The organism is Kutzneria viridogrisea DSM 43870 (assembly GCF_000525635.1).
Classification (GTDB): Bacteria; Actinomycetota; Actinomycetes; order Mycobacteriales; family Pseudonocardiaceae; genus Kutzneria; species Kutzneria viridogrisea.
Map to the genome: position 1 here is coordinate 8,889,667 of NZ_CP007155.1, position 13,387 is coordinate 8,903,053.

Below are 13,387 nucleotides of genomic sequence, written 5' to 3' on the forward strand. Positions count from 1 at the left end.
GCAAGGCGGACCACCGCAGGCTCTGCGCGGGACACGCGCCCAGGTCGGCCGGGTTCGCCGCCCGGTCAGCCGCACACGCCGTCGGCTGACCGGGACTCGCCAGCCGCAGGGCGGGGTTCGCCACCCAGGTCAGCGGGACACGCCGCTGGGAGAGCGGACACGCCGTCGGTAAGCGGGACACGCGCCGACCGGCAACGCGCGCCGCTGTGCCCCTCTGCGCGGGACTCGCCGACCGGCGGAGCGGGACTCGCGCGCCGGTCAGCGGGTTCGCCGCCGGGGAGCGGGACTCGTCAGCCGCAGGGCGGGACTCGCGTGCGGGTGGGCGGGACTCGCGGTCGTATGAGCGGGACTCGCGCCCAGGTCAGCAGGGTTCGCCGCCCCGTCGGCGGGACTCGCCAGCAGCAGAGCGGGACTCGCCAACCTCAAAGCGGGACTCGCCACCCGATCAGCGGGACTCGCGGTCGGCTGCGCGGGACTCGCGCACGGGTGGACGGGACTCGCGCGCCCCAGAGCGGGACTCGCGGTCGGCTGCGCGGGACTCGCGTGCGGGTGGGCGGGACTCGCGCGCCCCAGGGCGGGACTCGCCGACCGGTGAGCGGGGCGGGACGTGGTTGGCCCCCGCTCCGGGTGGGGCGGGGGGCCAGGGGGGTCAGGCGTCAGCGGCGTGGGCGCTTCTTGTCGGCCTTGGACTGCGCGCGGGCGGCGGCACGGCGCTCGCGGCGGGTACCGCTGTCGCCGTCATCGTTGCTGTCCTGGCGGGAGTCGACCCCACCGTCCTCGGCGGGCCCGCTGTAGGACAGCTGCTGGCCCCCCTGTGCCTCCAGGCCCTTGCCACGCAGCGCGGGCGGCACCTGGGTGCCGGGCGCGGGCTGCGGCGGGGCGGGCGGTGCGGCCACCGCGCCCTGGGCGTTGCCCGCGATGGACACCGGCAGGTCGGAGGCGGGCGCGGGCGCCTGCTCGGCGGGCTCGGCAGCCTCGACCTGCAGGTTGAACAGGAAGCCGACGGACTCCTCCTTGAGGCCGTCGAGCATGCCGTTGAACAGGTCGAAGCCCTCGCGCTGGTACTCCACCAGCGGGTCGCGCTGGGCCATCGCGCGCAGGCCGATGCCCTCCTTGAGGTAGTCCATCTCGTAGAGGTGCTCGCGCCACTTGCGGTCCAGCACCGACAGCACGACCCGGCGCTCCAGCTCACGCATGGCGCCCTCGCCGACCTTGCCGTCGATCTCCCGCTCGCGGGTGGCGTACGCCTCGGCCGCGTCCTTCTGCACGGCCTCCAGCAGCACCTCTGCGCTGAGGTCCTCGTAGTCCTCGACCAGCGCGTCCCAGTCCAGGGAGATCGGGTAGAGGGTCTTCAGCGCGGTCCACAGCTGCTCGTGGTCCCAGTCCTCGGCGTAGCCACCCGCGGTGGCGCCGGTGACGTAGGCCTTCACCGTGTCGCTGATCATGTCCTGAACCTGCTCGCCGAGGTCCTCGCCCTCCAGCACCCTGCGGCGCTCGGCGTAGATGACCTTGCGCTGCTGGTTCATCACCTCGTCGTACTTGAGCACGTTCTTGCGGATCTCGAAGTTCTGCTGCTCGACCTGGGTCTGCGCGCTGCGGATCGCCCTGGTGACCATCTTGTGCTCGATCGGCACGTCGTCCGGCACGCGCAGCCGGGTCATCACGACCTCGACCATGCTGGCGTTGAAGCGCCGCATCAGCTCATCGCCCAGCGACAGGTAGAACCGCGACTCGCCGGGGTCACCCTGACGGCCGGAACGACCACGCAGCTGGTTGTCGATACGCCGCGACTCGTGCCGCTCGGTGCCCAGCACGTACAGGCCACCGGCCTCGCGGACCTCGTCGGCCTCGGCCTTCACCGCGGCCTTGGCCTCCTCCAGCGCGGCCGGGTAGGCGGCCTGCCACTGCTCGGGGGTCTCGTCCGGGTCCAGGCCGCGGCCCCGCAGCTCCTGGTCGGCCAGGGACTCCGGGTTGCCGCCGAGCATGATGTCGGTACCGCGACCGGCCATGTTGGTGGCCACGGTGACCGCGCCCTTGTGACCGGCCTCGGCCACGGTCAGCGCCTCGCGGTCGTGGTGCTTGGCGTTCAGCACGTTGTGCGGGATACCCCGCTTGACCAGCAGCTTCGACAGGTACTCGGAGCGCTCGACGCTGGTCGTGCCGATCAGGACCGGCTGGCCCTTCTCGTGCCGCTCGGCGATGTCGTCGGCGACCGCCTCGAACTTCGCCTCCTCGGTCTTGTAGACCAGGTCGGGGTTGTCCTTGCGCTGCATCGGGCGGTTGGTCGGGATCGGCACCACACCCAGCTTGTAGGTCTGGTGGAACTCGGCCGCCTCGGTCTCGGCGGTACCGGTCATGCCGCTGAGCTTGTCGTAGAGGCGGAAGTAGTTCTGCAGCGTGATCGTGGCCAGCGTCTGGTTCTCGGCCTTGATCTCGACGCCTTCCTTGGCCTCGATCGCCTGGTGCATGCCCTCGTTGTAGCGGCGACCGGCCAGCACACGGCCGGTGAACTCGTCCACGATGAGCACCTCACCGTTGCGGACGATGTAGTCCTTGTCGCGCTTGAACAGCTCCTTGGCCTTCAGCGCGTTGTTCAGGTAGCCCACCAGCGGGGTGTTGGCCGCCTCGTAGAGGTTGTCGATGCCCAGCTGGTCCTCGACCAGCGCGACCCCGGCCTCGCTGACGCCGACGGTCCGCTTGCGCTCGTCCACCTCGTAGTGCGTGTCGACCCGCATCAGGGGGGCCAGCCTGGCGAACTCCTGGTACCAGCGCGAGGACTGGTCGGCGGGGCCGGAGATGATCAGCGGCGTGCGGGCCTCGTCGATCAGGATCGAGTCCACCTCGTCCACGATCGCGAAGTTGTGCCCGCGCTGCACGCACTCGTCCAGGCTCCACGCCATGTTGTCGCGCAGGTAGTCGAAGCCGAACTCGTTGTTCGTGCCGTGCGTGATGTCGCAGTTGTAGGCCGCCCTGCGCTGCTCGGGGGTCATGTCCGAGAGGATCACGCCCACGGTCATGCCCAGGAAGCGGTGCACCCGCCCCATCCACTCGCCGTCGCGGCGGGCCAGGTAGTCGTTGACGGTGATGACGTGCACGCCCTCGCCGGAGATGGCGTTGAGGTACGCGGGCAGCACGCCGGTCAGGGTCTTGCCCTCACCGGTGCGCATCTCGGCGATCTGCCCCAGGTGCAGTGCCGCGCCACCCATCAGCTGCACGTCGTAGTGCCGCTGGCCGAGGACCCGCTTGGCGGCCTCCCTGGCCACGGCGAACGCCTCCGGCAGCAGCTCGTCCAGGGACTCGCCGTCCTGGTAGCGCTTACGGAACTCGTCGGTCTTGCCCCGGAGCTCGCCGTCGGACAACTCGGCGATGTCGTCCTCAAGGCTGTTGATGTGCACCGCGATGTTGCGCAGGCGCTTGAGCATCTTGCCCTCGCCTGCGCGGAGCAGTCGGGTCAGGACCATCCCGGGGACCTCGCTACGTAGTGATCGTCACGCGCCCTGGGTGCGGACGCTCTCTGTCGGCCATCGTAGGCGGAACGACCGACAGCGGGTAACGGGCCGGTCGCCACGTCGTAGCTACAACGTGAGGACCGGCCCGTTGGGTTCCCGGTGGCGATCAGCCGAGTCGGATCACGCCGTAGTCGAATCCCTTCCTGCGGTACACCACGCTCGCGCACTCCTTGTCCGCGTCGTGGAAGAGGTAGAAGTCGTGGCCGACCAGCTCCATCTCGTAGAGGGCCTGGTCGACGGTCATGGGCTTGGCCTCGTGCTCCTTCTCGCGCACGACCTGCCCGGGCAGTTGCTCGTCAACGGTGTCCTCGTCCCAGCGCTGGGACGGGACCTGGGGAACGGGGATGTAGGACGGCGCCGCCTCGAGCACCGCGGTGCGGGCGCGCTGGGTTCCGTCGACCTCGACACCGGAGGCGACGGGAGGCACGGCGAGACCGCCAGTTGCCTCGGCGACCGAAGCGGGAGCGCGACGGCCGTAGTGCACGCGGCGGCGATCATGCATCTTGCGCAGCCGGGTTTCCAGCTTGCTCACCGCGCAGTCGAGCGCTCCGTAGAAGTCACCCGCACACGCCTCGGCACGCACCACGGGGCCACGGCCCTTCGCGGTGATCTCGACGCGTTGGCAGTTCTTGGCCTGCCTGCGGTTGGGTTCGTGGAACAGCTCCACGTCGAAGCGGATGACCTTCTTGTCGTAACGCTCAAGCCGGGCCAGCTTGTCGGCCACGTGCACCCGGTAGTGATCGGGCACCTCGACGTTGCGGCCCTTCACGACGATGTCCATACACGACCTCCCTCGCTGCTGCGAGAACTCGAGTGGGATCGGTTCGGCGCCGGTGCTGACCTCCTGGTCAGTGCTCACTCGCCGGCGCCAGGGTCATGGGCTCTTCGCCTCCTCCCCGCGAGCCGGGATCGCTTGATAGCGGAGCACGTTAGCCCTGGATTCGCCCTCGCGACAGCCCCCGTTCCAGGGGACGACGCACAACCACCGGCCGTGACTGTGCGCAGTCGCTCCGTGGGCCGTGAACGGGTCCACGTGGGCTCGCCAGCCGAACGGGTGGGCTCCCGTTCACCCTGTCGGCAGAGGACGTCGGCAGCATTCGACCTCACCGGCACTGCGGCGAACGGGCTGAGCAACGGCCTCATGCCCGGCCAACGAGGCAGTGCCGCCCCGGGTTCCCCGTCACGGGAGAGGTTTCTCGACACCACTTCGTGGGGACCCCAATGGGTTGGTGAGGAGCGGGAACAGGCGGCGGAACTGATCTCCGCCGCTGGTGGGCGGCCTGCGGGTGGTGATCGACAGCGATTCGCGAAGTTCACCCGTGTGGGTGGTGTCAAACGACCCTGGGCACGCTCGGGTTGTCAGTGCATGGGTGCACTGTGGGACCCATGACGAGCAAACTGCTGGACCTGCTGCTGCCAACCCGCTGCGTCGGCTGCGGGGTGCCGTGGGACCCCTGGTGCCCGGCCTGCGCCACCGAGCTGGGCGGCCCACTGCCGGTGCGCCGACCAGCCCTGGCCACCGGGCCACCGGCCTACGCGCTGGGCGGCTACCGGGGTGCGGCACGGGCCGCGGTGCTGGCGTACAAGGAGCGCCAGCGGCGTGAGCTGGCCGTCCCGCTGGGGTCCGCGCTGGCCGCGGCCCTGCCCTGGGTGCCCGAGGCCAGACCGGCCGCCGACGGCACCTGGTGGCTGGTGCCCGTGCCCTCCCGGCGGGCCGCGGCCCGCAAGCGCGGCAGCCAGCACGTGCTGGTCCTCGCGAGGAGTTGCGCCGCCGAGCTGGCCAGGCGGGGCAGTCCGGCGGCGGTGGCCCCCGCGCTGGCCCTGCGCCGCGGGGCCGTGGACTCGGTGGGCCTGGACGCGGTGGCCCGCGCCGCCAACCTGCACGGCCGGGTCCGCCCGCGCAGTTCGGGGAGCCCACCCGCGGGCACCCCCGTCGTGCTGGTCGACGACGTGATCACCACCGGGGCCACCGCCGCAGCCTGCGCCGGTGCCCTGACCGCGGCCGGGTTGGAGGTGACAGCGGTGCTGGCGCTGACCAGCACCACCTGACCGGCCTCAGCCCGGGTAGAACGGCACGGCGGTCGAGTTGTGGCCGACGTTGACGGTGTGCGGGCGCCACACGGAGCCCACGTCGGAGGAGGCCCACATGCCGCCGCTGTCCACGGTGATCACCGGCCTGCTCGGGGCCGCGGTGAGCGCGGTCATCGGCGCGGTGAGGTTCGCCGGGTTGTAGCGGTTGTAGCCCACCGGGCCGCCGTCCACCTCCAGCTGCACGACCGGGCTGGACTGGGTCGAGGTGGCCACGGCGAGCTGCTCGGCGCTGAGCCAGTCCACGCCGACCACGTCGGATAGGCCGTTGGGCTGCAGCAGGCGCGGGGCGCGGATGGCCACGGCGTCGGAGTTGGCGCTGCGCACCACCGAGCCGACCACGAGCTTGCCGTCGGCGACCATCGCGACCCGCACCCCGTCGCGGGACAGCCGCAGCGCGGTGATCTGCCCGAACTGGCTCAGGTCGGCGGAGTTGACGGTGCGCGCGCCCCAGCTGCCGTTGGCGGAGCGGACCACCCGCACCACCCGGTTGCCGTCGGCCACCGTCCAGACCTCGTTGCTGGTGTCGTTGGCGCTGTTGGTGCTCAGCCAGGTCGGTCTGGTCAGCGAGCCCGCGGTCAGGTCGGCAACCAGGCTCTGCTGGTTCAGGTCGCCGACCCGCAGCTGGGCGCTGTCCGCGCTGGGCTTGGTGACCAGCGCGAGCCCGCCGCCGTCGATGGACTGCCCCGCGCTGACCACGCCGTAGTCGCCGCTGCCCGCGAGACCGGCGATCGGCTTGCCGTCGAGCAGCCGGACCCGGCCGTCCAGCACCACCATGCCGGGCAGGTCGGGGCCGGGGCTGGTGCCGGAGTCGTAGGCGGGCAGGTCGCTGAGCCGCCAGTCCGGGTGGTCCGGGGTGAGCGAGGTGCCGTCCACCTGGATCCGGATCCTGGAGTTGGTCGAGTTCTGCAGGGACTGCACGATCTGGGCCACGATCAGCTTGGCGTTGCCCTGCGAGGTGTCCCCCGGCTTGGTCAGGTTCACCAGCAGCGCGCCGTCGGTGGTCTCCACGGCGCTGGTCCGCAGCGCGGCGCTGCTGGCCAGCGCGCTGGTCACCGCTTCCTGGAGCCCGTCCGACGGGCCACCGAGCAGCAGGTCGATGATCCGGCCGGGCACCCCGTTGGCGGGCTGGGAGGCCACGTAGCGCAGGTCGGGCACCAGCACGCGCTTCTGCGGGTCGAGGAAGTACAGCCGGACCTGGCGGTAGATCTCGGTGAACTTGGACAGGGTGATGATCACCCCGGCGGGCGGCGAACTGATCCGCCACTGACCGTCGGCCTGCTTCTCCAGCGGGATCGAGATGTCGTTGGCCCCGGACTCGGGCACGAAGGACTTGTCCCCACCGAGCCTGCCGATGCGCTGCGCCGAGACCACCACCGAGGTGTGGTTGTTCTTGGTCGGGTCGTTGGTGACCTCGGAGTCGTACCGGGTGCTGAAGGTGTCCTGGATGATCGTCACGGTGGTGGAGGGCTGCCACTTGGCCTGCGCGGCCTTGGTCAGGTAGGGCTTGCCCGCCGCGTAGTCGTTCTCCGGGTTGCCGCTGTACTGGATGAAGTCGCGGACCAGGTCGTACGGGGGCAGGTTCGGCTCGGGCTCGGCGACCGGCGCGGTGTGCGGGGCACCGCCCTCGGACTGCCCGACGCTCTTGGCGGGCAGCTCGTCCGGGATCGCGGCACAGCCAGCCAGCGCCACCAGCGCGCACAGCAGCAGGGGCGCCAGTCGCCTCACCGGGCCTCCTCGTGCTGGTCGACGGGGGTGTCCTCGCCGATCAACGAGGTGGTGCCGAGCGAGTCGGCGGGCTGCCAGCTGATCTCCGCCACGGTGGGTTCGTCCTCCTCGACGGGGTCCTGCTCGGCGGGCGCCTCGGCCTGGGCCTCGGCACGGACCGGCGGTTCGTCCTCGGGTGGCAGCGGCAGCGGGCTGGAGGTCAGCTCCACGCCCTGCACGCGCGGCAGGGTCAGCCGGAAGCAGGCGCCCGAGCCCTGCTCGCCCCAGGCCTCCAGCCAGCCGCCGTGCAGCCGCGCGTCCTCCACGCTGATGGCCAGCCCCAGGCCGGTGCCGCCGGTGCGCCGGTTGCGCGAAGGGTCGGCGCGCCAGAACCGGTTGAACACCAGCTCGGCCTCGCCCTCGCGCAGGCCGACACCGAAGTCCCGGACGGTGATCGCCACGGCCTCGGCCGAGGTGGCCACGCGGACCCGCACCGGCAGGCCCTCCCCGTGGTCGACGGCATTGGCCAGCAGGTTGCGCAGCACGCGCTCGACGCGGCGGGCGTCCACCTCGGCGGGCACCTCGTCCTCGGGCGCGTAGATCTCGACCTCGCTGCCCGCGGTGCCCGCGATGGCGCTGACCGAGGCCACCGCGCGCTCCACGATGCCGCGCACGTCGACCAGGTCGGCGGTCAGGTCCTCCACGCCAGCGTCCAGCCTGCTGATCTCCAGCAGGTCGCCGAGCAGCGCCTCGAACCGGTCCAGCTCGTCGACCAGCAGCTCGGTGGAGCGGGACAGCCCAGCGGGGAACTGCTCACGGGAGGCGTGCAGCACGTCGGCGGCCATGCGCACCGTGGTCAGCGGGGTGCGCAGCTCGTGCGAGACGTCGGAGGTGAACCGGCGCTGCAACTGGCCGAACTCCTCCAGCTTGTGGATCTGCGCCTGGATGCTCTCGGCCATCTCGTTGTACGACTCGGCCAGCCGGGCCACGTCGTCCTCGCCGATGACCTGCATGCGGTCGTCCAGGTTGCCCTCGGCGAACCGCTCGGCCACCTCGGCGGCCTGCCGGACCGGCCGGACCACCTGCTTGGTGACCAGGTTGGTGATGCCCGCCAGCAACAGCAGCAGCACGATGCCGCCGACGACCAGGGTGGACTGCACAACCCCGGTGGTGCGCTGCTCGGCGGTCAGCGGGAACAGCAGGTAGAGCTGCACGGGGTGGGTGGCGCTGAGCACCGGGGCGCCGACCACGAGCATGGTGGTCAGCCCGCCGTCGCGGGGCACGGTGTGGATGGCGGTGGCGATCTGCCCGCCCTGCACGAACTTCTTGAGGTCCTCGGGCACGTCGCCGAAGTGCCCGGTGGCGGTGACCGCGCCGGTGGAGTCGGTGGAGCGGTAGTCGGCGAGCACCGGCTCGAAGGCACCGGCGGACGCGCCCGCGGAGCTGCCGTCACTGGTGCTGGTCAGCTGGTTGAGCGCGGTCGTGAAGCGGGCCAGCAGGCTGTCCGAGCCGGGGCTGACCCCGACCAGCTGGTGCTGCACCGCGCCGACGTTGGCCTTGATCTGGGCGACCGCGGCGTCGATCTTGGTGGTCAGCAGCTGGTTGGTGATCTGCGTCTGCAGCACGATGCCCAGCACGAACACCACCGCCGAGGACAGGGCGAGCGTGCTGACCACCACGCGCAGCTGCAGCGAGCGGCGCCACAGCTCGCTGGCGCGCTGCCAGCGCTCGCGCACCACCACGGGCGCGTCGTGCAGCCAGCGCGCCACCGAGCGCGTGTCGAACCACCTCATCGGCGGCGCGGCCCGATCACGGAGGGCCGGCCTTGTACCCCACGCCGCGCACGGTCAGCACGACCTCGGGGTGCTCCGGGTCCTTCTCGACCTTGGACCGCAGCCGCTGCACGTGCACGTTGACCAGCCGGGTGTCGGCCGCGTGCCGGTAGCCCCAGACCTGCTCGAGCAGCACCTCGCGGGTGAACACCTGCCGCGGCTTGCGGGCCAGCGCGACCAGCAGGTCGAACTCCAGCGGGGTGAGCTGGATGGCCTGCCCCTCCCTGGTCACCTCGTGCCCGGGCACGTCGATGCTCAGGTCACCGATGGCCAGCACCTCGGCGGGCTCGGACTCGGTGCGCCGCAGTCGGGTGCGGATGCGGGCGACCAACTCCTTCGGCTTGAACGGCTTGACCACGTAGTCATCGGCGCCGGACTCAAGTCCGAGCACGATGTCCACGGTGTCGCTCTTGGCGGTGAGCATCACGATGGGGACCCCGGACTCGGCGCGGATCGCCTTGCACACGTCGATGCCGTTCATGCCTGGCAGCATGAGGTCGAGCAGCACGAGGTCGGGCTTGAGCTCCCGCAACGCGGGCAGCGCGCGGGCACCGTCGGCCACAACCGCGGTGTCGAAGCCCTCGCCCCGCAGGACGATCGTGAGCATCTCGGCCAGGGCGGGGTCGTCGTCGACAACCAGCACACGTGCCTTCATGCCCATCATCGTCGCACTGCTGGCCGGGGCGCCGCGCGCGCCCCAACGATCACCACCGGCCGCGACCACCCCGACGCGCTCCGCACTCGCCTGCCACTGACTGTTCACCAGGCCCACCTCACCCTCCGCCGCACTGGCTCACGGGCTACAGCGTGTAACGCTCACGTTTTGTTACCGACTGTATGGTTGAAAATTGAACAAGTTCTCCGGGAGGCAGGCCATGGCGATCCGCAGGCTCAACCACGCAGTGCTCTACGTGCGCGACACCGAGCGCAGCGTCGCCTTCTACACCGAGGTGCTGGGCTTCCGCGTGGTGCAACAGGGGCCGGGCGCGGCGTTCCTGCGGGCACCGGAGTCGGACAACGACCACGACCTGGGCCTGTTCCAGGTCGGCGAGCAGGCCGGGCCGTCCGGGGCGGGCAACACCACGGTGGGCCTGTACCACCTCGCCTGGTCCGTGCGCACCCTCACCGACCTGGCCGAACACGCCGTGAAGCTGCGCGAGGCCGGGGCACTGGTCGGCGCCTCCGACCACGTCACCACCAAGGCGCTGTACGCCAAGGACCCCGACGGGATCGAGTTCGAGGTGTCCTGGCTGGTGCCGCTGGACCGGGTGACCGAGCAGATGCGCGCCGCGGCGGGCACGCACCCGCTGGACATCGAGGCCGAGATCCGGCACTGGGGCCCGGAGCTGGTGGGCGCCCTGTAGGTGTCCACAGGCGGCGAGTTGTCCACATGTGGATCTTGAGCAAGATCAGGTGTCGGGGGTGGGCGGTAGACTGGTGTCGGGGTCGCCCCCCAGGGAGTGGCGGGGGATGTTCATGGGTGGGTCAGGCCAGCAGTGAGGTCGCCAGGGTGCTGAAATCGCTGGTGGCGACCCCGTCGACCACGTGCCAGGGGGCCAGCCAGCCGTCGGCGGCGAGCTGGTCGTAGACCTGGGCGCAGCGGGCCTGCAGGCCGTCGTCGGACTCGTAGCTGTCCCTGGCCCGCGTCGCGTCGGCGTCCTCGCGGCGGGCGGCCCGCTGGGCGGCGACCTCGACCGGCACGCGGAGCAGCAGCTGGGCGTCGGGAACCGGCAGCCCGAACCGGCCGACCTCCAGCTCGTGCACCCAGCTCACGAACTCACCGCGGCCGTCCTCGTGCAGCCGCGCGGCGCCGTAGGCCGCGTTCGAGGCGATGTACCGGTCCAGCAGCACCACGTCGTACTCGGCGAGGCCCTGCTCGATCTGCTCGATCGCGGCCCTGCGGTCCAGGGCGAACAGCACGGCCATGCCGTGCACGGACTTCACCAGGTCGCCGAGCCGGAGGTACATCGCGTCACGGACCAGGTCGGCGTGCACGTCCTGGCCGTACCTCGGGAAGGCGATCCTGGTGCTGGACGCCCCCGATTTGTCGAATTCGACGGTCAACGCATCGGCCAGCGTCCGCTTGCCCGCACCGTCCAGTCCCTCGATCACGACCAGTTTCGCCACGCGGACCAGCCTATGACCAGCTCACCCGCGTCCACGGCGCGGGTGCTTGAGGTCTGGTGCTTTCCCCGGCAGGGTCCCCGGGGGACTTAACCGATTGGGTGAGGAAACGCCCCCGCGTGTACGCGACTGGACGCTGTCAGGCACTTATCGTGTTCATACCCGCGCCGGAGGTAGCCGCAGATGGGACGAACTGTGGCCGGAGTCGACTACTACGAACTGCTGGAAGTGAAGCCTGGCGCGTCCCAGGCGGAGATCAAGTCTGCGCACCGCAGCCTGGTGAAGGTCCTGCACCCGGACGCCGGGGGCAGCCAGATCATGTTCCGGCTGGTCCAGGAGGCCTACGAGACGCTGTCCGACCCGGAGCGCCGCGCCGCCTACGACCTGCGGCGGGGCATGGCCGGATCGCGCGGCGCCCCCCGCACCAGGCCGCCGACCCGACCGGCCCCCGAGTGGGAGGGCTGGGAGGAGTACGAGGAGGAGCTGCACGAGCCGGAACCCGAGCCGGAACCGGAACCGCAGCAGCCGGTGGGCTTCCCGTCCGGCCTGCGGGCGATCCCCACCGAGTCCATTCCCTGGTGGCAGTCGGTGGACCCGGAGTCCAAGGTGTCCTGGCGGCCCGGGTTCGGCTGGGCGCAGCGCTGCTTCTTCATCGGCGCCGCGCTGTGGACGGCCCTGCTCGCGGCCACGGCGGTCCCGCTGTTCGCCAAGGGCCTGACCACGGTGGCGCTGGTGGTGATCGTGCCGCTGGTCTACGTGGCGGTGACCATCGCGGGCAAGGCCACACCGAAGTTCATCACCTGGCTCACCTACTTCTGGGCCGCGGGCATGACCGGGCTCGGCGTCTGGTCCCTGGCCCAGGGCGAGCTGTACGGGGTGGCGGTGCTGCTGCTGGCGGGCGGCGTGTTCGCCCTGCCGCCGCTGTGCCGCTGGTACCTGGCCTCACGGGCGACGGAACGGATCTTCACCTACGAGTTCCGGTCCTTCAACCTGTTCGGCGCACCCGGTACGCGGCTGCTCGCCGCCGAGGACGAGCCGGTCAAGGAGTGCGACGACGGCGAGTGGATGACCCTGGACCTGCTCTCGGGCTACCTCGGGCAGATCCCGGCAGTGCGGATCTTCCACGGGCTGGCCTGGCCGGGCTCCTCCAAGGCCGAGGTGGACCACGCCGTGCTGTGCGGGCACAAGCTGCTGCTGATCGAGTCGCGCAGCTGGCTGCCGGGCCACTACACCTGTGACGCCAAGGGTGCGCTGCAACGCGACGGGGCCGCCTTCGAGGGCTCGGACCTGCGGCTGGCCAAGACCGTCGCGGCCTACCAGATGCTGCTGCCCAAGATGGACGTGCAGGGCTTCGTGCTGGTGCACCCGCGCGAACCGGGTGAGATCACCTCCGCGATGCCCGCGACCGTGCCCATCGACGTGATCGGCCCGGAGGACTTCGTACGCGGGGTCGGCGGCTGGCTGGCCGGTGAGCCCGCGCTGATCGACCGGGACGTGTTCCTGACCCTGCTGGACCAGGTCAAGGCCTGACGCAGGGGCGCGGGGCGAGCACGTCGGCGCCCTGCACGAGTCGAAGCTCTGCGCGCACCCCGCCTGCCGTCACGGCGTAGTGGCCGGGCGAGGCGGACTCACCCTCGTGGCTGAACGGCACCTGGGTGTTCCACGGTGCGTCACCGACCGGGCCGATGATCGGCAGGATCGGCACGTCGCCGAACTGGCGGCAGCCCACCGAGGCGAGGGTGAGGCTGAACCCCTTGATCATGGTGTCGGCGTGCGAGTAGCCCGCGTAGTGGTCGGCGGTGTCCGGGTTCCACTGGAGCATGCCGAAGGGGCTGCTCGGGCCGGGGAAGTTGTTGATCTCGCCGACGGTCGGGCCCCGGAGCCGGTGCCGGTCCTCGGATCGGTCAGCGCCACCGGGTCCACCGGCGGCGCTCCGCCGGACAGGGTGAACCCCGACACCCAGAACGCCGGAACGATCACCAAGGCCAGTGCGCGCAGGGGCTCCCCAGCAAGTTCGCTCGTACGGCGGTTGTCATGTGCCCGACAACCGATCGTCAAAAACTGGCACCCACGCACGGATGAGCCACGCCGAAAAACTCACCCGTAGGGGTCACTATCAATCACCAA

10 protein-coding genes are annotated in these 13,387 nt (G+C 71.0%); 3 read left to right on the forward strand and 7 right to left on the reverse strand.

The window, feature by feature from the left end; genetic code table 11:
* Window positions 1-656: 656 nt before the first annotated feature.
* Window positions 657-3,461: a preprotein translocase subunit SecA gene (secA, locus tag KALB_RS38760; RefSeq protein WP_025361060.1), complete on the reverse strand. Its 2,805-nt coding sequence runs from the start codon at window positions 3,459-3,461 to the stop codon at window positions 657-659.
* Window positions 3,462-3,615: 154 nt separating this feature from the next.
* Window positions 3,616-4,290 carry a ribosome hibernation-promoting factor, HPF/YfiA family gene (gene hpf / locus KALB_RS38765; protein WP_025361061.1) on the reverse strand — a complete coding sequence of 225 codons (675 nt, stop codon included), beginning with the start codon at window positions 4,288-4,290 and terminating at the stop codon, window positions 3,616-3,618.
* A 605-nt stretch (window positions 4,291-4,895) separates the two neighbouring features.
* Here hpf and KALB_RS38770 point away from each other — a divergent pair.
* Window positions 4,896-5,558: a ComF family protein gene (locus tag KALB_RS38770; protein ID WP_025361062.1), complete on the forward strand. Its 663-nt coding sequence runs from the start codon at window positions 4,896-4,898 to the stop codon at window positions 5,556-5,558.
* Window positions 5,559-5,564: 6 nt separating this feature from the next.
* On the opposite strand, the gene KALB_RS38775 is transcribed toward KALB_RS38770, so the two are convergent.
* The 3 genes from KALB_RS38775 to mtrA are packed head-to-tail and all read right to left on the reverse strand — an operon-like array spanning window position 5,565 to window position 9,791.
* A complete protein-coding gene (locus KALB_RS38775) occupies window positions 5,565-7,325 on the reverse strand; it encodes an LpqB family beta-propeller domain-containing protein (RefSeq protein ID WP_025361063.1) in 1,761 nt (586 codons plus the stop codon).
* A complete protein-coding gene (gene mtrB / locus KALB_RS38780; RefSeq protein ID WP_025361064.1) occupies window positions 7,322-9,097 on the reverse strand; it encodes an MtrAB system histidine kinase MtrB in 1,776 nt (591 codons plus the stop codon). Before mtrB ends, KALB_RS38775 begins: the two co-directional genes overlap by 4 nt.
* A gap of 16 nt (window positions 9,098-9,113) precedes the next feature.
* The gene (mtrA, locus tag KALB_RS38785; RefSeq protein ID WP_025361065.1) at window positions 9,114-9,791 is read right to left on the reverse strand and encodes an MtrAB system response regulator MtrA; all 678 of its coding nucleotides are present in this window, start codon (window positions 9,789-9,791) and stop codon (window positions 9,114-9,116) included.
* Between the two features lie 193 nt (window positions 9,792-9,984).
* Here mtrA and KALB_RS38790 point away from each other — a divergent pair, with 193 nt between their 5' ends.
* Window positions 9,985-10,500 carry a VOC family protein gene (locus KALB_RS38790; RefSeq protein WP_338033834.1) on the forward strand — a complete coding sequence of 172 codons (516 nt, stop codon included), beginning with the start codon at window positions 9,985-9,987 and terminating at the stop codon, window positions 10,498-10,500.
* A 121-nt stretch (window positions 10,501-10,621) separates the two neighbouring features.
* On the opposite strand, the gene KALB_RS38795 is transcribed toward KALB_RS38790, so the two are convergent.
* A complete protein-coding gene (locus KALB_RS38795; protein ID WP_025361067.1) occupies window positions 10,622-11,263 on the reverse strand; it encodes a dTMP kinase in 642 nt (213 codons plus the stop codon).
* Window positions 11,264-11,443: 180 nt separating this feature from the next.
* Between KALB_RS38795 and KALB_RS44640 the strand changes: the two genes are divergently transcribed.
* Entirely contained in the window at window positions 11,444-12,790 is a 1,347-nt protein-coding gene (locus KALB_RS44640; protein ID WP_081789730.1) for a J domain-containing protein, read from the forward strand.
* Here KALB_RS44640 and KALB_RS47985 read toward each other — a convergent pair.
* The gene (locus KALB_RS47985) at window positions 12,780-13,082 is read right to left on the reverse strand and encodes a hypothetical protein (RefSeq protein WP_025361069.1); all 303 of its coding nucleotides are present in this window, start codon (window positions 13,080-13,082) and stop codon (window positions 12,780-12,782) included. The genes KALB_RS44640 and KALB_RS47985 overlap by 11 nt on opposite strands.
* Window positions 13,083-13,387: the final 305 nt, after the last annotated feature.